22 protein-coding genes are annotated in these 21596 nt (G+C 69.2%); 16 read left to right on the top strand and 6 right to left on the bottom strand.

Annotation, left to right across the window (positions count from 1 at the left end):
• The first annotated feature begins 92 nt into the window (after positions 1–92).
• Positions 93–1202, top strand: a complete 1110-nt coding sequence (gene rlmN, locus ACFVAV_RS06320; protein WP_379030882.1) for a 23S rRNA (adenine(2503)-C(2))-methyltransferase RlmN — start codon at positions 93–95, stop codon at positions 1200–1202.
• A 4-nt stretch (positions 1203–1206) separates the two neighbouring features.
• Here rlmN and ACFVAV_RS06315 read toward each other — a convergent pair whose 3' ends face one another.
• A complete protein-coding gene (locus tag ACFVAV_RS06315) occupies positions 1207–2010 on the bottom strand; it encodes a transglutaminase family protein (protein WP_379030879.1) in 804 nt (267 codons plus the stop codon).
• A gap of 189 nt (positions 2011–2199) precedes the next feature.
• Between ACFVAV_RS06315 and ACFVAV_RS06310 the strand changes: the two genes are divergently transcribed.
• From ACFVAV_RS06310 to ACFVAV_RS06300, 3 genes are all read left to right on the top strand, one after another.
• Positions 2200–2622 carry an uL11 family ribosomal protein gene (locus tag ACFVAV_RS06310; protein ID WP_379030876.1) on the top strand — a complete coding sequence of 141 codons (423 nt, stop codon included), beginning with the start codon at positions 2200–2202 and terminating at the stop codon, positions 2620–2622.
• A 138-nt stretch (positions 2623–2760) separates the two neighbouring features.
• Positions 2761–3888, top strand: a complete 1128-nt coding sequence (locus ACFVAV_RS06305) for a protein kinase (protein WP_379030873.1) — start codon at positions 2761–2763, stop codon at positions 3886–3888.
• Positions 3889–3931: 43 nt separating this feature from the next.
• Positions 3932–4897, top strand: coding sequence for a LysR family transcriptional regulator (locus tag ACFVAV_RS06300; protein ID WP_379030870.1), 966 nt, complete (start codon positions 3932–3934; stop codon positions 4895–4897).
• Between the two features lie 72 nt (positions 4898–4969).
• Here the strand turns inward: ACFVAV_RS06300 and ACFVAV_RS06295 are convergent, their stop codons facing one another.
• A complete protein-coding gene (locus tag ACFVAV_RS06295; RefSeq protein WP_379030867.1) occupies positions 4970–5239 on the bottom strand; it encodes a DUF2631 domain-containing protein in 270 nt (89 codons plus the stop codon).
• A gap of 96 nt (positions 5240–5335) precedes the next feature.
• Between ACFVAV_RS06295 and dxr the strand changes: the two genes are divergently transcribed.
• From dxr to ACFVAV_RS06270, 5 genes are all read left to right on the top strand, one after another.
• Entirely contained in the window at positions 5336–6517 is a 1182-nt protein-coding gene (gene dxr, locus ACFVAV_RS06290) for a 1-deoxy-D-xylulose-5-phosphate reductoisomerase (RefSeq protein WP_379030864.1), read from the top strand.
• Positions 6518–6544: 27 nt separating this feature from the next.
• Complete coding sequence (locus ACFVAV_RS06285) at positions 6545–7741, top strand: M50 family metallopeptidase (RefSeq protein WP_379030861.1); 1197 nt, start codon at positions 6545–6547, stop codon at positions 7739–7741.
• A 115-nt stretch (positions 7742–7856) separates the two neighbouring features.
• Positions 7857–9011 (top strand): flavodoxin-dependent (E)-4-hydroxy-3-methylbut-2-enyl-diphosphate synthase, encoded by a 1155-nt coding sequence (gene ispG / locus ACFVAV_RS06280; protein ID WP_379030858.1) that lies wholly within the window; start codon positions 7857–7859, stop codon positions 9009–9011.
• A gap of 77 nt (positions 9012–9088) precedes the next feature.
• Entirely contained in the window at positions 9089–9952 is an 864-nt protein-coding gene (locus ACFVAV_RS06275) for a GNAT family N-acetyltransferase (RefSeq protein ID WP_379030855.1), read from the top strand.
• A 64-nt stretch (positions 9953–10016) separates the two neighbouring features.
• Positions 10017–11807 (top strand): penicillin-binding transpeptidase domain-containing protein, encoded by a 1791-nt coding sequence (locus ACFVAV_RS06270; protein ID WP_379030852.1) that lies wholly within the window; start codon positions 10017–10019, stop codon positions 11805–11807.
• On the opposite strand, the gene ACFVAV_RS06265 is transcribed toward ACFVAV_RS06270, so the two are convergent.
• Positions 11801–12040 carry a hypothetical protein gene (locus tag ACFVAV_RS06265; RefSeq protein WP_379030849.1) on the bottom strand — a complete coding sequence of 80 codons (240 nt, stop codon included), beginning with the start codon at positions 12038–12040 and terminating at the stop codon, positions 11801–11803. The genes ACFVAV_RS06270 and ACFVAV_RS06265 overlap by 7 nt on opposite strands.
• Positions 12041–12308: 268 nt before the next feature.
• Positions 12309–12806, bottom strand: a complete 498-nt coding sequence (locus tag ACFVAV_RS06260) for a peroxynitrite isomerase (protein WP_379030846.1) — start codon at positions 12804–12806, stop codon at positions 12309–12311.
• Positions 12807–12986: 180 nt separating this feature from the next.
• Between ACFVAV_RS06260 and ACFVAV_RS06255 the strand changes: the two genes are divergently transcribed.
• The 3 genes from ACFVAV_RS06255 to ACFVAV_RS06245 all read left to right on the top strand — a co-directional run bounded on the left by ACFVAV_RS06255 (position 12987) and on the right by ACFVAV_RS06245 (position 16124).
• Positions 12987–14333, top strand: a complete 1347-nt coding sequence (locus tag ACFVAV_RS06255; protein ID WP_379030843.1) for a TIGR03118 family protein — start codon at positions 12987–12989, stop codon at positions 14331–14333.
• Positions 14334–14694: 361 nt separating this feature from the next.
• Complete coding sequence (locus ACFVAV_RS06250) at positions 14695–15138, top strand: hypothetical protein (protein WP_379030840.1); 444 nt, start codon at positions 14695–14697, stop codon at positions 15136–15138.
• A 245-nt stretch (positions 15139–15383) separates the two neighbouring features.
• Positions 15384–16124 carry a thioesterase domain-containing protein gene (locus tag ACFVAV_RS06245; RefSeq protein ID WP_379030838.1) on the top strand — a complete coding sequence of 247 codons (741 nt, stop codon included), beginning with the start codon at positions 15384–15386 and terminating at the stop codon, positions 16122–16124.
• A gap of 39 nt (positions 16125–16163) precedes the next feature.
• Here ACFVAV_RS06245 and ACFVAV_RS06240 read toward each other — a convergent pair whose 3' ends face one another.
• On the bottom strand, positions 16164–17027 hold the full coding sequence (locus ACFVAV_RS06240; protein WP_379030835.1) for a helix-turn-helix domain-containing protein: 864 nt from the start codon (positions 17025–17027) through the stop codon (positions 16164–16166).
• A gap of 427 nt (positions 17028–17454) precedes the next feature.
• On the opposite strand from ACFVAV_RS06240, the gene ACFVAV_RS06235 reads away from it, so the two are divergent.
• Complete coding sequence (locus ACFVAV_RS06235; RefSeq protein WP_379030832.1) at positions 17455–17814, top strand: DUF4254 domain-containing protein; 360 nt, start codon at positions 17455–17457, stop codon at positions 17812–17814.
• A gap of 4 nt (positions 17815–17818) precedes the next feature.
• Here ACFVAV_RS06235 and ACFVAV_RS06230 read toward each other — a convergent pair whose 3' ends face one another.
• Positions 17819–18541, bottom strand: coding sequence for a GntR family transcriptional regulator (locus ACFVAV_RS06230; protein WP_379030829.1), 723 nt, complete (start codon positions 18539–18541; stop codon positions 17819–17821).
• Positions 18542–18638: 97 nt separating this feature from the next.
• Here ACFVAV_RS06230 and ACFVAV_RS06225 point away from each other — a divergent pair, with 97 nt between their 5' ends.
• The 3 genes from ACFVAV_RS06225 (at position 18639) to ACFVAV_RS06215 (ending at position 21589) form a co-directional block, all read left to right on the top strand.
• Positions 18639–19766, top strand: coding sequence for a TIGR03364 family FAD-dependent oxidoreductase (locus ACFVAV_RS06225; protein ID WP_379030826.1), 1128 nt, complete (start codon positions 18639–18641; stop codon positions 19764–19766).
• Between the two features lie 8 nt (positions 19767–19774).
• Positions 19775–20458, top strand: coding sequence for a phosphonatase-like hydrolase (locus ACFVAV_RS06220; RefSeq protein WP_379030823.1), 684 nt, complete (start codon positions 19775–19777; stop codon positions 20456–20458).
• A gap of 84 nt (positions 20459–20542) precedes the next feature.
• Complete coding sequence (locus ACFVAV_RS06215; RefSeq protein ID WP_379030819.1) at positions 20543–21589, top strand: 2-aminoethylphosphonate ABC transporter substrate-binding protein; 1047 nt, start codon at positions 20543–20545, stop codon at positions 21587–21589.
• Positions 21590–21596: the final 7 nt, after the last annotated feature.

Raw genomic sequence — 21596 nt, 5'->3', positions numbered from 1 at the left:
TATCACCGGTGCACGCATCTTCTCGATAACGGCGTTCGGCGTGGCGGCCCGGCGACCGGGCCCGCCGCTTCGTTTGGGACAATGGTCGAATTATGGCCATCTCCCTGCCCCTCGTGTTCGATGCCCCGCGTCGCGGTATGCCGCCGCGCCACCTCGCTGATCTCGACGCGGACGAACGCAAGGTCGCGGTGCAGGAGCTGGGATTGCCGAAGTTCCGTGCCGATCAGCTGGCCCGTCAGTACTACGGCAGGCTGCAGGCCGACCCGGCGCAGATGACCGATCTGCCCGCCGATGTGCGCGAGAAGGTCGGCGAGACGCTGTTCCCGCCGCTGCTGTCGGTGGTCCGCCACCTCGCCTGCGACGAGGGTGACACCCGCAAGACGCTCTGGCGTGCCCACGACGGCACCCTGCTCGAGAGCGTGCTCATGCGCTACCCCGACCGCAATACCCTGTGCATTTCCAGCCAGGCGGGCTGTGGCATGGCGTGCCCGTTCTGCGCGACGGGCCAGGCCGGCCTGAACCGCAATCTGTCGACGGCGGAGATCGTCGACCAGGTGCGGGCCGCCGCCGCTTCGCTGCGCGACGGTGAGGTGCACGGTGGTCCCGGCCGGCTGTCCAACATCGTGTTCATGGGGATGGGCGAGCCGCTGGCCAACTACAAGCGGGTGGTGAACGCGGTCCGCCGGATCACCTCGCCCGCGCCCGACGGCCTCGGCATCTCGCAGCGTTCGGTGACGGTGTCGACCGTCGGCCTGGCACCCGCGATCCGCAAGCTGGCCGACGAGGACATGTCGGTGCGGCTCGCGGTGTCGCTGCACACACCCGACGACGAACTGCGCGACACCCTGGTGCCGGTGAACAACCGCTGGTCGATCGCCGAAGTGCTCGACGCCGCCCGGTATTACGCGGACAAGTCCGGGCGCCGGGTGTCGATCGAGTACGCGCTGATCCGCGACGTCAACGATCAGCCGTGGCGGGCGGACATGCTCGGCAAGAAGCTGCACAAGGCGCTCGGCCCGCTCGTCCACGTGAACCTGATCCCGCTCAACCCCACCCCGGGCAGCGAGTGGGATGCCAGCCCGAAGCCGGTCGAGAAGGAATTCGTGCGCCGCGTGATCGCCCAGGGCGTGTCGTGCACGGTGCGCGATACCCGCGGCCAGGAGATCGCCGCCGCCTGCGGTCAGCTCGCCGCCGAAGGCTGATCCGCTATTCGATGCTGATCGGCTGGACGAAGTCGTCATAGGGCAGTGGGCCGTCGACGAAGGCCTGCACCGACATCGAGTTCAGGGTGATGTCGCCGCCGTGATTGTCCAGGAAAGCGATATCGGAGGCATCGCGGCCGGTGGCGATGCGGACCAGGCTGGACCGCGGCGCCAGGCAGGTCGGATCCAGGGAGCGCCACGCGCCGTCGACATAGGCCTCGGCGACCGCGTGGAAGTCCATCGGCACACAGCCGGGGGCGTAGACCGCCGCCACCCGCGCGGGTACGCCGACCGCGCGCAGCAGCGCCACCACCAGGTGGGAGAAGTCGCGGCAGACGCCGGTTCCGGACAGTAGCGTCTCGACCGCGCCGTCGATCGGCGCGCTGCTGCCCGAGACGTAGGAGATGCGCCTGCCCACCCATGCCGCGACGCGGGCGGGCATGTCCGGATCGATGATGCCGTAACCGAATTCGGCGGCCGCGTAGCCGAGCAGTTTGTCCGATTCGGCGTAGCGGCTGGGGCGCCGGTACAGCGCGATCTCGTAGTCGGAGGCCGGTTCGGGAACGGCTGTGCCGAACACCGTCGCCTGATAGTCGAGGCGGAGCGTGCCCGCGCGAGCCTCGAGCACATGGAGCCGGGAATGGTGCGGTCCGATCACCTCGCGCGGGGTGAGGAACTCCCCGTCGAGCACGCACGTCATGGACTCGACCAGGTCGATGCCCGGTTGCCGGGCCACGGCGATCTGCCATTGCAGGACCGTGTCGGCGTGGACCGCGATCTCCAAGGTGGCGGAAACGTCACGTTTCACCGCTCCAGCCTGCCAGGCGAACACGCGCGGGGCGACTCGAACCCGATCGCCTGCCGGGATCGCGGTCCTACTACCGGGTTCGTGGCGCCGGAGACGGGACACCCGCGGTTCGACTGAGCTCGAACACGTTGCGGCCCAGGCGTTACCGGCGCGGGACCGGATCGAGGCCCGCGTCCGAGATGGTTGACTATGGCGCGCGGAACAGCCTCTGTCACAGTCACTCTCGAACTCGAGGCGGGCAATGCCTCCCTCATGATTCTCGGCAAGATGCTAGGCCCCACCGGCATCCCGCCGTTCGAAGTCAAACGCCGGTACGACGCGGCGACGGCGGATCGGCGCGGGGAGATCATCCCCGCGGTCATCACGATCGATGCCCGCAAACGCTGGACCATGCGACTCAAGACGCCGCCGACCGCGTCGCTGATCCGCAAGGCTCTCGGCACACCCGGTTCACCCCAGCCCGGCCACAAACCGGTCGGCGCGCTTTCGCGGGAACAGTTGCGGCGCATCGCGATCCGCAAACTTCCCGACCTCAACACCACCGATGTCGAGGCGGCGATGCGGATCGTCGCGGGTACCGCCCGATCGATGGGTGTGCGGATCGAGGACTGACGTCGTCACCCCCTGTGCTGCTCACCGAACTCTCCAGCTTCCCGCTGGGATGAGCCGACCGCAATGCCCGCGACGGCACCAACGGCATTTTGGTAGGGTCCTCACCCGTCGGACGACGAGCGAGATTCGGGGGTCAGAATGGTTTCTGACGGGACGGTATTCGCCGGGTACACGATCGACCGGCAGTTGGGCCGTGGCGGGATGGGGTCGGTGTATCTGGCCAGGCATCCGCGGCTGCCGCGGTGGACCGCGCTGAAGCTGCTGAATCAGGAGCTGTACTCCGACAAGGAGATCAGGGCCAGGTTCGAGCGGGAAGCCGACCTGGTCGCCCAGCTCGACCATCCGAATATCGTCACCGTCTTCGACCGCGGCGTCGAGGGTGACCAGCTGTGGATCAGCATGCAGTACATCGACGGGGTCGACGCCTCCACGCTGGATCCGCGGACGCTGCCGCCGGACCGGGCGGTGCAGATCATCGGCGAGACCGCCGCCGCGCTGGACTACGCGCATCGCGCGGGCGTGCTGCACCGCGATGTGAAACCGGCCAATATCCTGCTGGCGCGGTCCAACAGCCAGGAACGGGTGTATCTCACCGATTTCGGGATCGCCCGGCTGCGCGACGACTCCGGTCACCTGACCGAGACGGGGTCGTTCACGGCAACGCTCGCCTACGCGGCGCCCGAGCAGCTCACCGGCGCCGCCCTCGATCACCGCGCCGACCAGTACGCGCTGGCCTGCACGCTGTTCTCGCTGCTGACCGGCACCGCGCCGTACGAGTCCGCGAGCCCGGCCGCCGTCATCACCGGGCATCTGCAGGCACCGCCACCGCCGGTGAGCCCGCGCCGAGCCGGGCTGCCGCCGGTGCTCGACGCCGTGATGGCCCGTGCGCTCGCCAAGCGTCCGGCCGACCGGTTCACCTCGTGTGAGGAGTTCGTCGACGCGGTGCAGCGCGCGTTGCGCACACCGCCGACCGGGGCCAGGCCGACGGCGGCATCGGGAGCACACGCCCAGCCGTTCGTCGGGATGACGCCCATGAGCCCGGTGCACAATTCGGGCGTCCCCTATCCGGCGCCGGTGAATCCGTACCAGCCGATGGCGCCACGCCCGGTCGCTCCCGCTGCCTGGCAGGGCCCGGCGGTGCGGCCGCCGATGCCGTATCCCGCGCCGTCACGGGCCGGATGGGGATCGGTGCTCGGCACCTTCCTCATCGTGGTCGCCGTCATCGGGTCGGTCATCGGCGTGATGTGGTTGCTGTCGAACCTGTGATCGGGCGACAGGCCGCCGCGGCGGGTGCCATATTCTGGTCAGAATGAGCGACTTCGATGTCACCGCCGCCGACTCCATCGACCTCGCCCGGCTGCGTCGCTTCGTCGCGGTCGCCGAGGAACTGCATTTCGCGCGCGCCGCGAAGGGCTTGCGGATCTCCCGGCAGAGCTTGAGCGCCACCGTCATCGAGCTGGAGAACGAGCTCGGGACAAGGGTTTTCGTGCCGGGCGCCGCGCCCACCCAGCTGACCGAGGACGGCGCGGCGCTGCTGACGCATGCCAGGGCGCTGATCAGCGCGCAGGAGCAGGCCGAACGTGAGCAGAAGCCGGAAGCGCCCGCGAGTCTGCGGGTCGGGTTCGTGCCCGGCGTCACCGTGTCGAAGTGGGCGCGGATCTGGGGTGACCGGTTGCCGGATCATCCGCTCGAGGTCGTCGGGGTCGCGCAGGGGGAGCAGGAGTCCGCGCTGCGCGAGGGCCGGATCGATCTGTGCTTCGTCCGGTTGCCGATCGACCGGACCGCGCTGAACGCGATCCCGCTGTGGCAGGAGACGCCGGTCGCGGTCGTGCAGAAGGACGACGCGCTCTCACTGCTGGAGACGATCAACCCGGCCGATCTGGCCGAGGAGCGGATCCAGCACGGCAGCGACATCGATCAGGCCGCCGACACGCTCGCGCTGGTCGCCGCGGTCGGCGGCGCCACGATCGTGCCGCAGTCGATCGCACGTCTGCATCACCGCCGCGATCTGGTGTACCGCCCGGTCAGCGACACCGAGTTCACCGAGATCGCGCTCGCGTGGCCCGCGGGTACCGACAGCGAACTGCTCGAGGAGTTCGTCGGGATCGTGCGCGGCCGGTCGGCGAACAGTTCCCGCGGTGTCGCCGCCGCGGAACCGGAGCGGCGTGCCGCGGCGAAACCCGCCCGCAAGAACACCGCCAAGAAGCCGGTGGCCAAGCAGCAGCCCGCACGTCAGGGCAAGGGACGCAAGCCGGGCGCCCGGCGCGGTCGCTGACCTCCGGACACACGAAAACGCCTGCGGCGCAAGAATTATTGCGGCCGCAGGCGGAGGTTTCGTATCGAGGTGCTACCTCGGGACGCGCCGGGTGAGCGAGTCGACGACCATGATCGTCGCCAGCAGACCGGCCAGGCCGATGAGGAAGATGTCCTCCACGTGGCCCTGGTGGTTGCCGATGGTCATGCCGAGCAGGGCCACGACGACGACCCAGCCCGCGATGCGGAAGGTCTTGCGCGACTCACCGCTCCAGCCCCATGCGGCCGAGGGCACCTCGGCGGGGTCGACGCTGGTGGCGACGGCGCGCTCGGTGCTGGCTGATTCGAGGTCCGTGGCGGCCACGATCGCTCCTTAGGGCTCGAGTTCTGGTTGGGCGAGTTGGTCATATCGTGGCATACGACCGTCCGTCGTAGCCAGCAGCCCTGCCACAATGGGGCCGTGTCCCACCCAGCAACGCGTGCCGCAGAAGGCCGCTCCACGTCCGCCGACCGGGTGAAGGTGCTGCTCCTCGGCAGTACCGGTTCGATCGGTACCCAGGCGCTAGAGGTGATCGCCGCCAACCCCGACCGCTTCGAGGTGGTGGGTCTCGCCGCGCGCGGGGGCAACACCGCCCTGCTCGTGGAGCAGATGGCGGCCACCGGCACCCGCAATGTCGCCGTCGCCGATCCCGCCGCCGCGCAGGCGCTCGACCTCGAGCTCGGCGGCCCCGACGCCGCGACCGAACTCGTGCGCCGCACCGAAGCCGATGTCGTGCTCAACGCCCTGGTCGGCTCGCTGGGCCTCGGGCCGACCCTGGCCACCCTGGAAGCGGGTACCCGCCTCGCGCTGGCGAACAAGGAATCCCTCGTCGCCGGCGGATCCCTGGTCACCCGCGCGGCCGCGCCGGGCCAGATCGTCCCGGTCGATTCCGAGCATTCCGCGCTCGCGCAGTGTCTGCGCGGCGGCCGGGCCGAGGAAGTGGCGCGACTGGTCCTCACCGCCTCCGGCGGCCCGTTCCGCGGCTGGACCGCCGAGATGCTCGAAGCGGTGAACCCCGCCGAAGCCAAAACCCACCCGACCTGGTCGATGGGCCCGATGAACACCCTGAACTCGGCGTCGCTGGTGAACAAGGGCCTCGAGCTGATCGAGACCCACCTGCTCTTCGGCGTCCCCTACGACCGCATCGACGTCACCGTGCACCCCCAGTCGATCGTGCACTCCATGGTCACCTTCACCGACGGCTCCACCCTCGCCCAGGCCAGCCCGCCGGACATGAAACTGCCCATCGCTCTGGCGCTGGGCTGGCCCGACCGGGTCCCGGGCGCCGCGGCCGCGTGCGACTTCGGCACCGCGTCGACCTGGACGTTCGAACCGGTCGACGACAAGGTCTTCCCCGCGGTGCGCCTGGCCAGGCAGGCGGGCGAGGCGGGCGGCAGCGTCACCGCCGTCTACAACGCCGCCAACGAGGTTGCGGTCCAAGCCTTCCTCGACGGCAAGATCAGCTTTCCCGCGATCGTGCGCACCGTCACACAGGCGGTAGAGGCCGCCGACCGCTGGCAGGCGGAACCCGATACCCTGGACGACGTCCTCGCGGCCGACCGCTGGGCACGGCAGTACGCCACGGAAATCATCGCGTCCTGACACGACGCGAATCGACACAGGAGCCAGATGGTATTCGCGCTGGGGTTCGCGCTGTTCGCCCTCGGTATCACGATCTCGATCGCGCTGCACGAGTGCGGGCACATGTGGGCGGCGCAGGCCACCGGCATGAAGGTGCGCCGCTACTTCATCGGTTTCGGACCCAAGGTGTTCTCGTTCCGCCGTGGTGAGACCGAGTACGGCCTCAAGGCACTGCCGCTGGGTGGGTTCTGCGATATCGCGGGCATGACGGCGCTCGACGAGCTCGAGCCCGAAGAGGTCGACCGGGCGATGTACCGGCAGTCGACCTGGAAGCGCCTGGTCGTGATGTTCGGCGGTATCGCGATGAACTTCCTGCTCGGCTTCGTGCTGCTGGTCGTCCTGGCAATCGGCTGGGGTCTGCCGCAACTCGAGCAGCCGCCGGCGACGTCACTGGGCTCGATGAGCTGTGTCGCGCAGCAGAACCCCGACCAGACGATGCAGCCGTGTGCCGGTGCCGGTCCGGCGCAGCGGGCGGGTCTGCAGCGTGGCGACGTGGTGACCGCCGTGAACGGTGTGCCGGTGACGACCTGGGTGCAGTTCCAGGCCGAGACGCAGAAGCAGACCGGCACCTTCACCTACACGATCGAGCGGGACGGCAAGACGCTGACGGTGCCCGTGACGCCGGAGCGCACCGTGCGGTACCCGAAGGAGGGCCCGAGCCGTGAGGTGAGCGCGGTCGGCGTCGGCCCGGATTTCGCGGAGCCGAAGCAGTACGGCCCGGTCGCCGCGATCCCGGCGACGATCTCGTTCACCGGCGACTTCTTCATCGAGACGGTGAAGTCGCTGGCGAAGATGCCGCAGAAGGTGTCGGCGCTGTGGGAGGCTGTCACCGGCGGTGAGCGCGACCCGGAGACCCCGGTCAGCGTGTACGGCGCCAGCCGCATCGGCGGCGAGACCGCCGAGCGCGGCCTGTGGGGCATGTTCATCCTGGTGCTGGCCAGCCTCAACTTCTTCCTCGGCGCGTTCAATCTGCTGCCGTTGCTCCCGCTGGACGGCGGGCACATCGCGGTCGTGCTCTACGAAAAGGCCAGGGACACGATCCGGTCCTGGCGTGGCAAGGCCCCGGCCGGCCCGGTGGACTACCTGAAGCTGCTCCCTGTGACGTATGTGGCGGTGGTGATCGGTGGTGCGTTCATGCTGCTGACCTTGGCCGCCGATATCGTCAACCCGATCCGCCTCCCCTGATCCGCGTCCGCCCGGTGTCGTGCCCCTCACAGGGCGCCCCGGGTACCGGCGCGACTAAGCTCGGCAGCAACAATCCCGGTCGAATCGACAGACGTACGAAAGAAGGCAGCCGAACGTGACCAGCACAATCGGATTGGGGATGCCCGCCGCTCCCGCTGCTGTTCTCTCATCGCGGCGCAAGACCCGCCAGCTGAAGGTGGGCAATGTCGGCGTCGGCAGTGACTCGCCGATTTCGGTGCAGTCGATGACGACCACCAGGACCCACGACGTCAACGCGACGCTGCAGCAGATCGCCGAGCTGACCGCGTCGGGCTGCGACATCGTCCGGGTGGCCTGTCCCCGCCAAGAGGACGCCGACGCGCTCGCCACGATCGCGCGGAAGTCGCAGATCCCGGTGATCGCCGACATCCACTTCCAGCCGCGCTATATCTTCGCCGCGATCGATGCCGGGTGTGCCGCGGTCCGGGTCAACCCGGGCAACATCAAGGAGTTCGACGGCCGGGTCGGCGAGGTCGCCAAGGCCGCGGGCGCCGCGGGTATCCCGATCCGCATCGGCGTGAACGCCGGTTCGCTGGACAAGCGAATGCTGGAGAAGTACGGCAAGGCCACCCCCGAGGCGCTGGTCGAGTCGGCGCTGTGGGAGGCGAGCCTGTTCGAGGACCACGGGTTCGGCGACATCAAGATCTCGGTCAAGCACAACGACCCGGTGATCATGGTGGAGGCCTACCGGCAGCTGGCCGCGCAGAGCGACTACCCGCTGCATCTGGGTGTCACCGAGGCGGGCCCGGCGTTCCAGGGCACGATCAAGTCGGCGGTGGCCTTCGGCGCACTGCTGAGCGAGGGCATCGGTGACACGATCCGGGTCTCGCTGTCGGCGCCGCCCGCCGAGGAGGTCAAGGTCGGCGGCCAGATCCTGCAGTCGCTGAACCTGCGCCCGCGCAAGCTCGAGATCGTGTCGTGCCCGTCGTGCGGTCGCGCGCAGGTCGACGTCTACACCCTCGCCGACGCGGTCGCCGCGGGCCTGGACGGGCTCGAGGTGCCGTTGCGGGTCGCGGTGATGGGCTGCGTCGTGAACGGTCCCGGCGAGGCCCGCGAGGCCGATCTCGGCGTCGCCTCGGGCAACGGCAAGGGCCAGATCTTCGTCAAGGGCGAGGTCATCAAGACCGTGCCGGAGGCCCAGATCGTGGAGACGCTGATCGAAGAGGCGATGCGCATCGCCGAGGAGATGGGCGAGCAGCCGGGCGCCGAGCCGGTCGTCACTGTCAGCTGAGTCACGGCTCGCTCGCCACGGGCATCGGATTCCGCGGACCCGTACCGCTCGGCGTGCTTTCGTGGCAGGCTGGTGCCGTGCGGAGTCTGCTGGAGCCGACGCGACGGTCCAAAACCGCGCCCGCGCGCCCGGTGTCCGTCCGAGATCTGGCCGAGGTGCTGCGTGTCCTGGACGCAGACCCGGTGGCATCCTGCATGATCGCCGCCCGGGTCCAGGAGTTCGGTCTCGACGCGCGCTCCGGTCTCGGTGAGTTGTGGAGTCGCGGCGGGCCCGCGGATTCGCTGTGCTTCTCCGGCGCGAATCTGATGCCGCTTCGCGGTGACCAGCAGGCCCTGCGGGCGTTCGCCGAACGCGCGGCGCGCTGGCCGCGGGTGTGTTCCTCGGTGGTCGGCAGGCAGGAACTCGCGCTGCCGCTGTGGGAACTGCTGCAGCCCACGTGGGGGCCCGCCCGGGATCTGCGTGCCGATCAGCCGCTGCTCGCCCTCGCCTCGCCCGCGCTGGCCCGGCCCGACAGCGGAGTGCGCCGGGTCAGGCCCGACGAGATCGATCGCTACCTGGCCGCCGCGATCGCGATGTTCATCGAGGAGGTCGGTGTCGACCCGCGCGCGGGCGACGGTGGCCGCGGCTACCGTCGGCGAATCAAGAGCCTGATCGAATCAGGAAGGGCCTGGGCGCGTTTCGAGGACGGCGTGGTCGTCTACAAGGCGGAGATCGGTGCGCTGTCGCGGCGGACCGGCCAGATCCAGGGCGTGTGGGTGCATCCCGAATTCCGTGGCTCCGGCGTCGGCACGGCGGGCACGGCCGCGGTCGCCAATGCTGTTGTCGCGACGGGACGTACGGCCAGCCTGTACGTCAACGACTACAACCAGATCGCCCGACGTGCCTACAGCCGTGTGGGTTTCCGCCAGATCGCCACCTTCGCCACGGTGCTCGTGGACTGAATCCAGGCGTGTACGGCGCCGTCATCCAGGGTTTGCTGCCCGGTCGCCGTTACGATCGGTGCCGATGAGGACACGGATGGTAACCACGTACGCGGTGGCCGCCCTCGCGGTGGCGGCGACCGCCTGTTCCGCCGGCCCGCAGGGACCGGTTCCCGCCGCCGACGCCTTCGCCGCGGCGTTCGCCGACCGCGATCTCGTCGCGGCCGCCGGGCTGACCAGCTCGCCCGAGAAGGCAACGGCCGCACTGACTTCGACGTGGCAGGCGCTGCAGGCCGAGAAACTGGAGATCAGGACCGGTGACGCCCGCGTCAGCGGTGACACCGCCACGGTCGACTACACCTACGCCTGGACTCTGCCCAAGGGCCGTCAATGGACCTACACCGGCGAACTGCAGATGGGCCGCAGCGGTGGCCGCTGGCTGGTCCGCTGGACCTCGGCCGACATCCATCCCAAACTCGGCGACACCCAGACGCTGGAACTGCGCACCGCACCGGCGCCGCGCGCGCGGGTCAACGAATCGGCGGGCAGCGATGTCCTGGTGCCGGGCAAGGTGTCCCGAGTCCGGTTCGATCCGGCCGACGCCCCCGATCCGACCCGGGTCGCCGGCACGCTCGCCGCGGCGCTGAGCCGCATCGACCCGGTCGCCTATACCCCGCAGTCGATCCTGGACGCCGCGCGCAGGTCCGACGGCCCGTACACGGTGATCCTGCTCGACGAGTACGAGGCCGAGACCATCGGCGGCGAACTGATCGGGCTGCCCGGCATCACACTCACCCAGGAGTGGGACATGGTGCCCACCGACCGCAAGTTCGCGCCCGACCTGCTCACCCAGGTCCGCAAGACGGTGATCGCCGAGGTCGACGGCAAGGCGGGCTGGAGTGTGGTCACCCGCAATGCCCACGGCGCCGATCTCGATGTGCTGCACGAGGTTTCGGCCCAGCCCGCACCGTCGTTCGCGCTGAGCATCGACCGGTTCGTGCAGAACTCCGCGCAGCACGCGGTGGACCTGCGCACCGAGCAGACCATGATGGTGGTGCTCCGCCCGTCGACCGGCGCGATCCTCGCGGTCGCCCAGAACAAGGCCGCCGATCGCGACGGCCCGGTGGCCACGAGCGGTCAGTACCCGCCCGGCTCGATCTTCAAGACGGTGACGGCCTCGGCCGCGATGGCGGCGGGCATCGTCACGCCCGACACGGTGCTGCCGTGCCCGAGCCGCACCACCATCGGCGAGCGCACGATCCCCAACTACAACCTCTTCTCCGTCGGCGACGTGCCGATGGCGACCGCCTACGAACGGTCCTGCAACACCACATTCGCGCGGCTGGCGAGCAGGCTCGACGGCACCGCGCTCACCGCGGCCGCCGCTCGCCTCGGAATCGGCCAGGACTACAAGGTGGCGGGGCTGCCGACCATGTCGGGGTCGGTACCGCCCGCGGAGGAACTCGTGCAGCGCGCCGAGGACGGCATCGGCCAGGGCCGGGTGGTGGTGAGCCCGTTCGGGATGGCGGTGATGGCGGCGACCGTCGCGCACGGGTCGGCGCCGGTGCCGTATCTGATCGCGGGCCGGCCGACCGAGGTTACCGGCGACCGGCCCGCGATCGACCAGACCGTGGTGCACGGCCTGCGTTCGATGATGCGCATGGTTGTCACCGGCGGCACCGCCGAACGGATCAGGGACCAGGGCGAGGTGTACGGCAAGACCGGCGAAGCCGAGGTCGACGGCGGGTCGCACTCGTGGTTCGTCGGCTATCGCGGGGATATGGCGTTCGCGACGCTGCTGGTCAAGGGTGGCAGCTCGGACAATGCCGTCGCCGTCACGCGGGACATGTTCGCCGCGCTGCCGCCCGGCTACTGAGCGGGGGCGCCGGCGGTGTGGCCGGGTCTGTGGGCGTTCTCGGTCGTCAGCAGGCCCCGCACCACCGCGAGGGAACTGCTCTCGGAATGCGTTGTCGCCATGTTGTGCGAGACGTTGTAGCTCGCAGTGGGTTCGGGTGCGGCGTTGGTGCCCGCGCCCTCCAGGAGGTCGATGGCGGCCGCGCCGCCCAGAATCATCCCGGCAGTGGTCAAGATCAGGGTGGAACGCCTCATGGTCCGTCTCCCTCGTTCAGGGTTTCGACGTGCTTTCCCGGGCAGCCTTTCGATTGTCTGACGGATAGCTGGTTGCTTGAACCGTAGAACGGTGATCACAGCCGCAACAGGCGGCGGCGGTAAGCGACACCGAATTGTTGCGTTATGTGCGGGCGTGTTCGAACGCAACCGGTATCCGACCGTGATGAAACGGTGAATGATCGGTATCGATCGCGCGAATACGCAGTTCAGCGGCCGTGTCTGGGTAATATTTCGAATTCGGCGGCGGTCACGCCCGTTGCAGAGTTGCGGCCAGATGGTGCTGCAGGGATTCACCGACGGCGGCCATTCGCAGCGTGTAGTCGATGGTGTCGCCGGTCACGTGGAATGAGCGGCCGACGGCGGTAACCGATTTCGCCGATCCGGAGCGGCCGATATTCGTCGAGTTCAATTCGAGGCGTATTCCGTCGACGGTTTCGGTGATCGTGCCCTCGCTGATCTCGGTGATGCCGGTGGGGTGGGCGAGCATCAGCTCCACCCGGCCGGGTGCTGGACTGCGCAGGTAGCCGGTCTCGGCGTGCATCGGCCTGCCGCCGGCAGCTGCCCTGGTTCGCTGCCGGTAGGTGAGGAACGGCTTGCCGAGATGCCCGAAGATGATCTCCTCGACATAGTCGAACGGTTCGATGGTCGGGTACTCGCCGTGGCCGCGGCCGCGCCAGCTGCCGAGTAGCGGTGCCAGGGCGGCGATGTCGGGGTGCGGGGCGACGGGGGCGGAGGGTTCGACCACGGGCGACAGCCTAATGGCGCAGTCGGCGTAGCCGTCGACAGACCCGCGCATGGGCGGAGCGAAGGCGGAGGTACGCCTGGACGTGTCACGGGTGCGACGGTCACGGCACGCCGCCGCCGCCGTCAGGCTAAGGTCAGCGTCGCCTGAAACGCCGTCCGGCGGAGGTCGAAAGGAAAGAACGTGAACGGACATGTGAGGGGTACCCGCGGGGTACGGTCCGGGCTGGTGCGCGGTGTGGTTCTCGGAGCGGCCCTGCTGCTGGCCGCGGCGTGCTCGAGCAACGAGCCCGCAGGCGACGATGTCGCCGCGCTCGACGGCAACCTGTACAGCCAGACCAACCTGGCGGCCAACAGGGACTCCTACCACGCCCAGTTCACCTACCCCGACCTGGTCAACGCCTGGGGCCTGGCCGATCGCCCCAAGGGCGCGGGCGGTCACTTCTGGGTCGGCGCGGGCGGCAAGTCGTTCCAGTTCGTCGGTGACGTGCACACGTCGTCGGACCCGAAGCTGCAGAAGCTGTTCCAGGACCAGCTCAAGCTCGTCGGCGTGCCCGGCGCCGACGCCGACACCTCCGACAAGAGCGCGGGCAAGATCACCGGCGTGGTGTTCAACCCGGCGCCGATCACCTCCGACCTGTTCGCTGTGCGCGACCAATGGGTGGATGTCGACGGCATGCCGATCCCGCTCGGCGGCTCCTCGCGCTTCATCTTCGCCACCGACTCCGGCAAGATCTCGGCCTGGACCGAGCAGGCACCCGACGGCGCGATCGTGCGCCGCGACGGCGGCTCGAACCAGGTGTTCGACGGTTCGGCGCAGGGCATGGCGTTCTTCGGGATCGCGCTCGCCCCGTCCGGTGACAAGCTGCTCGCCGCCGACTTCGGTACCGACCCGCAGGTCCGCACGTTCGACAAGTTCTGGCAGCCGGTGGCGACCACCGGTTTCGCCAACCCGTTCGCCACCGGCGACGTGATCGACCCGGCCACGCCCGAGAAGGGCAAGAAGGTCAAGCCGGGCGACCCCGCGCCGTTCAACATCACCACCCTGGGCAGCCGCGTGTTCGTCTCCTACGCGGTGACCAAGCCGGACGAGAAGAATCCCGCGAAGTTCGACAAGGCCGAAGAGGACGCCCTCGACGCCGAGGCGGACAAGGCGTCGGGCGGCAAGCCGGACAAGGGCAAGATCGCCGAGTTCGACGCCGCGGGCAAGCTGGTGCGGATCATCGACGACGGCGGCAGGCTCAACGCGCCGTGGGGCGTGGCGATCGCGCCGTCGAACTTCGGTGCGCTCTCGGGCAAGCTGCTGATCGGCAACTTCGGTGGCCTCGGCCGCGTACTGGCCTACGACGACACCACCGGCACCTTCGTCGACTACCTGCGCGACGGTGACGCGAAGCCGGTCGAGATCGCCGGGCTGTGGGCGCTGATGTTCGGCAACGGCGAGAGCCTGGGCGATGCGAACGCGCTGTACTTCACGGCGGGCCCGGAGGACGAAAAGGACGGCCTCTTCGGCAGCCTCCGCGTGCTCTAGCCGCCTCTCCGGGTATTCAGGCCAGACTAGGTGCGTGGTCGCCTCGGGCGTGCGGCCGGCGGGATGTGGGTGGTCTAGGTAGCCCGTGCCCGGTGAGTTACCCATGTGCTTGCGAGATCGGTGCTTGCGAGAGCGGGCCCACCGGACAACTCGAGTGTCCGGTGGGCCATTGCTTCCGTCTTTGCGCGTTGTGCGGGACAGTGGAGGCGGAATGATTGCCGGGTGCGCGCTATTCGCGTGGCCGTGCCTTCGTTCCGTCGCACGCGATGGCGCTCCCGCCGGGGTGTCGTGGCCGATCCGGAGGGATGCCAGATGAAGGTTTCGTGCGGTGACGTTGTCGGTTCGGCGGGGGAGCGGTGAGATGCGGCAGTCGGCTCGGGGGTCGATGCTGCCCGGTCGCGACGTGCTGCTCGCGGCGTTTCGTGGTTTGCCACACGATGACCATCCGATCCTCGACGCGGCAGGCGAGCTGGCTCAGCTGCACGAGTTGCGGGAGCGGACACCGCTGAGCGAGTCGGCTCAGATCGACCGCCGCAGGGCGCAGCTCATGCGGTCGATCGACCGCTGGGTGATCTTGGCCGCGCCGATTCCGTTCGCCGCGGCCGACGAGCACTGCGAGACGCTGGGCGGACTGGTCGACCGGCTGGCCAGGCACAGCACCCAGGCGTTCGTCGCGCTGGCCGGTGCGCCCGACCCGGTCTACTACGACGAGTGGGTCAGGCTCGACGATCTCGCCGACAGCTATCAGCGCCTCGTCGACGATCTGTGGGCAGGGGTGCGCTGCCTGCCCGCGTACACGTACTGACCCACGATGCCCCCGAAACTCTTGGGCCGGTGGAGGTTTCGTACGACGTATCATTGGGCGTGAGCATTCACGCTGATTCGTCCGGCGCCCCGCCCGACTCTGCCTGCGTGTGGTCGCCGGATCGGCCCGATTCCTGTCTGGCGGCGTCCGCGTTCGACGGCGGGCCCGCTGGGTCGTCGGCCTTGTCGGTCGTATTGCCGATTCGTCCGCGCACGGCGTCCGCCGACGGTGCCACGCTGTTCTGTGTGGCTGGTGAAGCCGGATTGGCCTGGAATTACGCCGGTCTGGTCGCGCACGTCGATCCCCGCGTTCCGATCTACGGGCTGCAGGCGCCTGTTGACCCGGCGCCGCGCACGATCCGCGAATACGCCGCCCGCTACGTCGCCGAGATCCGCAGCATCGCCCCGCACGGTCCCTGTCAACTACTCGGCTGGTCCGTGGGCGGTTTCGTCGCCCACGAGATCGCGGTGCTGTTGCGAGCGGCCGGTGACGATGTCCGGGTCGTGCTGCTCGACGCCGACCCCGCCGCACACAGAGCCGTTCCGCCGCAGCGGCTCTCGGCCGGGGAGTTCGTGGCCCGATTCGGCCCGCTGCTCGGTGTCGAGACCGATACGGCCGAACTCACCGCCGACCAGACCGCCGCGGTCGTCACCGCCGCCCTCGCCGGGACCGTGGAGCTCACCGGCGCCGACCTGGACCGGATCGCCGACGCGGCGGACACGGCCGCGCGGATGGTGGCCGGCCATCGCCCCGCGCTCCTCGCCGGCGATCTGACCGTCTGCGTCGCTGGCCGCGAGCCCGGCGGTGACGACCGGCCGAATCCGGAAGTCGTGGTACGCAACTGGCGTCCGTACGTCGAAGGCGCGGTGACCGGCTTGGTCCTGGACGCGGCGCCCGACGAGCTGACCGCACCGGAGGGGCTGGCCGAGATCGCCCGCGTCCTCGGCATGGCCACCGCGACGTCGACGGCCCGCACCTCAGGCTGATCGCGCCCGGCCGCGATCGGGCTCCGGCAGCCCCAGTCGCTACTGAGCGATATCGGCGCGTGCCTGGGCGATCAGCGCCGCCGAATCACGCGGGCTCAACGCCATCGCGCGCAGCTGGTCGAAGATCACGCCGAACCGGCGGATCTCGGAATGTCCTTCGACAAGGTCGTGCACCGACATGCTCTCCACGTACACCAGTTCGGGGTCGACCGGATTGCGGAAGTCGAGCAGGGTGAACGAGCCTGCCATGCCGGGATGGGCGCCCGCGTCGAACGGCAGTACCTGCAGGATCACATTCTTGCGCTTGGTCTCGAGCAGCAGCCGGTCGAGCTGACCGGCCATCGTGGCAGGCCCGCCGACCACCCTGCGGATCGCCGCCTCGTCCATCACCACCCAGAGCTCGAGCGGCTCCTCCTTGGTGAGGTTGACGGCACGATCCATCCTCGCCTTCGCCCTGCTCTCCATCACCGCGGCATCGAGGCGCGGCATCGATGTGTCGATCACGGCTGCGGCGTAGTCGAAGGTCTGCAGCAGGCCGGGCACGGTCGACGTCTGGTACTGGCGGGCCGACAGCGCTTCCGCCTCGAAATTGATGTACGTGGCGTATACATCGGATAACGCGCCCTCATAGGCGTGCGACATACCGGGTTTGAGCGCGTCGGTGAGCAGGCTGAGCGCTTCATCGCGCGTTTTCTCGTTCACCTGATACAGGTCCAGCATCGCGCCGAGAGTGCGGCGTTGCGGGCGAGCCTGGGCCATTTCGATGCGATACAGCGTGGTCACGTTGATGCCGGTGCGAGCGCTGACATCTTCCTTGCTGAGTCCCGCCGTTTCGCGCAACTCGCGCAACATGGCGGCGAGCCTGCGTAGCCGGACGGTCAGTGTCGTGCGCTTGCCTGCCATGGTTCCCCTTCGCCTGTGGCGCGCTTCGTGAATCGCATTATTGCGCTGTGGGGCGCCGATGTCACGCGATCGGCGAAGAAGGCAGGCCATCGCGTATAGCCGGAGGTCGGCGCGCGCGGAGACACGCCGGAAAGCCCTGCTGCCCTTCGGATGTGACCACCGGTTCTGTCAGGGTGGCTTTACTGCAGGAGTGACAACGCAATCTTGCGTTTCGTCTTGTGAGCGAGCATGATCCAGTTAGCCTGGTTGCGAGCAATCCGAACAGAAGACCGGGATAACCGAATCGAGAGCCAATCATGTTGGTAGACAAATCTTGGGTGTCGGGTGAATTCGGGGCGTTGCGATGAGCGCGCCGGTGATGGGGGTACTGCCGACTGCGCCGCAATTGTTGTGTGCATTCCAGGGCAGGCGTTTTCAAGATCGAGAATTGTTGCGTTCAGCGCACGCATTGGCTGAACTGCACGAACGGCGGGCGCAGGTGCGCGATGCCGCACTGATAGCCGAAATCGATTGCCGTCGCAGCGAACTCGTCGACGATATCAACGACTGGATCGTGCAGGAGATCCCGTTGCATCGCAACGGCGCGTCACTGCACACCGAGAGTCTCGGCGCCGTGGTCGACCGGATGGCGCGCAGCTGGGTGGATGCCAACCAGGCCATCGACATCGACGGTGCGCGCAGCGACAGCACGCACAAGCACTGGTACCACCTGGCCGAGCTGGTCGACGGCTACACCGATCTGGTCACCGATGTGGCCGGCGGCAGGCGCAGGCTGCCGGAGCAGTAGCGCATCACGCGTGCTCGGGTGACAGCATCGCCTCGAAGGCGATGCGGTCGCCCCGGTACAGCGATCGCACCCGTTCGATGGGTGCGCCGTCGGCGTCGACACTGCGCCGGTGCAGCAACAGCATCGGTAGCGCGGTGGTGCATTCCAGCAGGCCCGCTTCGCGCGGCGCGGCGAGTACGGTTTCGATGCGTTCGCGCGCACCGGCGAAGACGACGCCGGTCGCGCGGATCGCCGCGTACAGCGAGGTGGTCGGATCGTAGCCGCCGCGCAGGCCGGCGAAACGGTGCAGCGGCAGGTAGGTGCTCTCCAGCCCGATGCGCTCGCCGTCGGCGAGCAGCACCCGTTCCAGGTGCATCACCGGTGTGCCTGGCTCCAGTTCCAGGTCGGCGGCGGTCTCCGCGTCGGCGGGGACGTCTTCCCAGGCGACGAGAATGCGGCCCGGTGTCCGGCCGAGGCTGATCGCGCCCTCGGTATAGGAGCGCAGCGACAGCGGCTGGGTGAGTTTCGGGCGGGAGACCACCGTGCCGCGGCCGCGGCGGCGAATCTTGCCCTCCACCAGCAGTTCTCGCAGTGCCTGGCGCACCGTCTCGCGGGCGACGCCGAAGCGGGCGGCGAGGTCGCGTTCGGACGGCACCGGGTCGCCTTCGCCGAGATCGGCCAGGATGCCGTCGATTTCGGTGCGAACCAGGAACACCTTGGGAACGCGCGTCGGGTGCGGTACTGCCATGCGATCCAGCCTACATGGATTGGTCTATACCAAAAATTAACTTTCCGTTCTCGCTGCCCACACCTATCGGTCTAGACCATTTGCCACCATCATTGGCATGCGATTGGTCATCATCGGTGGCGGGATACTCGGCACCGCACACGCCTGGGCGGCGATCGCCCGTGGCCACGAGGTCGTTCAGCTCGAACGCGAACGTGCGGCACGCGGTGCGACGGTCCGCAACTTCGGCCTGGTCTGGGTCTCCGGCCGGGCGGCGGGGGAGCTGGAGCTGACCCTGCGCTCGCGCGAACTGTGGGAGGAGATCGGCGGCCGGGTCGCCGGCGTCGGCTTCCGGCCGGCGGGCTCGATCACACTGGTGCGCACGCCCGCCGAACTCGCCGTCGCCGAGGCCGCGGCCGCGGGCGCGACCGCGCAGGCACGTGGCTTCGCCCTGCTCGACCCCGACGAGGTGCGCGCGCTCAACCCGGCGCTGCGCGGCAAATACCTTGCCGGACTGCATTGCTCGACCGACGCCGCGGTGGAATCGCGCCAGGCGCTGCCCGCGCTGCGCGCCCATATGGCCGGTAGTGGCCGCTACACCTTCCACGAGGGCACCGAGGCCCGGTCGGTGCTCGATACCGGATCGGCTGCCGTCGTCGTGGACGATCACGGCCGCCGCCACGAAGCCGACCTGGTCGTGCACTGTCCCGGCGCCGCGCACTCCGGACTCACCCGCGAGCTCGCCGGTGAGCTGCCGGTACGCCGGGTCCGGCTGCAGATGATGCAGACCGCGCCGCTGGGCGAACCGCTCACCACCGCGATCGCCGACGGCGACAGCTTCCGCTACTACCCGGGTTTCGCAGGCGCCGAGGTGGATTCGCTCGCCGCCGAGCAGTCCCAGACCGCGACCGCCGCCGAGCACAGGATGCAGCTGCTGTGTGTGCAGCGCCTGCACGGCGGCCTGACCATCGGTGACACCCACGAGTACACCGAGCCGTTCGCCTTCGACGTCGACGAAGCGCCCTACGACCACCTCACCGAGGTGACCGAGGAGCTGCTCGGCCGCACGCTGCCGCCGATCGTGCGCCGCTGGGCGGGCGTCTACAGCCAGAGCGCCGACCCCGACGTCATCGTCACCCGGGTGCGGGCCGACACCAACGTCTGGGTCGTCACCGGCCCCGGCGGCCGCGGCATGACGCTGGGCCCCGCCATCGGCGAGCAGACCGCCGACCAGATCGGACTGTGAGGACGACCATGCCGGACAACAGGATTCAGCTCGCCGCCCTCGACATGGCAGGCACCACCGTCGCCGACGGCGGACTGGTGCTGCGCGCCTTCGAAGCCGCCGCGACCGCCGCCGGGATCGACACCGAGGGCCCGCGCCGCGACGAGGCCCGCCGGTACGTGGCCGACACCATGGGGCAGTCCAAGATCGAGGTGTTCCGCGCGCTGCTCGGCGACGAGAACGGCGCCCAGACCGCCAATCTCGCCTTCGAAGCCGCTTACGATGCCCTCATCGACGAGGCCGACATCGCGCCTATCCCGGGTGCGGTCGAGGCGATTACCGCACTGCGCGAGGCGGGTGTGCGGGTCGCGCTGACCACCGGATTCAGCCGCGGCACCCAGGACAAGCTGCTGGCCGCCCTCGGCTGGGCGGACCTGGTCGACCTGACCCTCGCGCCGTCGGACGCCGGCCGCGGCCGCCCGTACCCCGACATGATCCTCACTGCGGCCCTGCGCCTCGGCGTCGACGCGGTCGACCGGATCGCCGTGCTCGGCGATACCACCAGCGACATCGCGACCGGTCTCGCCGCGGGCGCGGGCATCGTCGCGGGCACCCGCACCGGCGCGCACACCGCCGACCAGCTGCGCGCGGCGGGCGCCACCCACGTGGTCGCCTCGGTCGCCGAGTTCCCCGCACTCGTCCTCGCTTCCTGATTCCCGTTGCCGCGGCAGCCGTCGCGGTACGTCCCACCGTCCCTGCGATTCCCCCTCGACAACGAGCCGAAAGTTGCTGTCATCGTGCGTACTTCCCTCACCGCGCGCCGCCTGTCCAGGGCCGCGCTGCTGCTGGCCGGCGTCACCGCCGTCGCGTTCACCGCGGCCTGCGGTGGCACCGGCACCGAATCCGCGGACGGCAAGACCGTCACCGTGTACTCCGCCGACGGCGTCGGCGGCTGGTACAAGAATCGTTTCGCCGAGTTCACCAAGCAGACCGGCATCGCGGTCAACCTGGTCGAGGCGGGCTCCGGCGAGGTCGTGAACCGCGTCGACAAGGAGCAGTCCAACCCGCAGGCCGACGTCGTCGTCACCCTGCCGCCGTTCATCCAGAAGGCCGAGAAGTCGGGGCTGCTGCAGCCCAGCGGCATCGACACCGCGGCGATCCCCGCCGCGGACAAGGACGCCGAGGGCACCTACGTGACCCTCGCGAACAACTATCTGTGCTTCATCGCCAACCCCTCGGTCGACGCCTCGGCCCTGACCTGGGAGGACCTGCTGAAGCCGGAGTACAAGGGCAGGCTGCAGTACTCCACCCCCGGCCAGGCCGGTGACGGCACCGCGGTGCTGGTGCTGCTGCAGCAGCTGCGCGGCAAGCAGGGCGCGCTGGACTACCTGGCCGCGCTGCAGGCCAACAATGTCGGCCCGTCCTCGTCCACCGGCAAGTTGCAGGCCAAGGTCGACAAGGGTGAGCTGCTGATCGCCAACGGCGACGTGCAGATGAACCTGACCACGGTGCAGGAGAAGGGTTCCCAGTTCACCGTCTTCTTCCCCGCCGCCGACGGCAAGCGCTCCACCGTGTCGGTGCCCTACATGATGGGCCTGGCCAAGGGCGCGCCGCACAAGGACGAGGCCACCGAGCTGATGAGCTTCCTGCTCGCCACCGACGCGCAGAGCAAGCTGGGCCCCGAAGCCTTCGCCGTGTCGCCGCGCACCGATGTGGCTGCGCCCGCCGCCGGCGGACCGGCTGCGACGCTGCAGGGCGTCGACGTGGTCGCGGTCGACTGGAACAAGGTCCTCACCGAGCTGGACGCCGATCTCGCGGCGTACCAGAAAGCAACCGGCAGCTGAATCCGGC

Source organism: Nocardia sp. NPDC057663, assembly GCF_042799895.1.
GTDB lineage: Bacteria > Actinomycetota > Actinomycetes > Mycobacteriales > Mycobacteriaceae > Nocardia.
The sequence above is the reverse complement of the archived record's forward strand: the minus strand, read 5'-3'. Positions and strand labels throughout refer to the sequence as shown.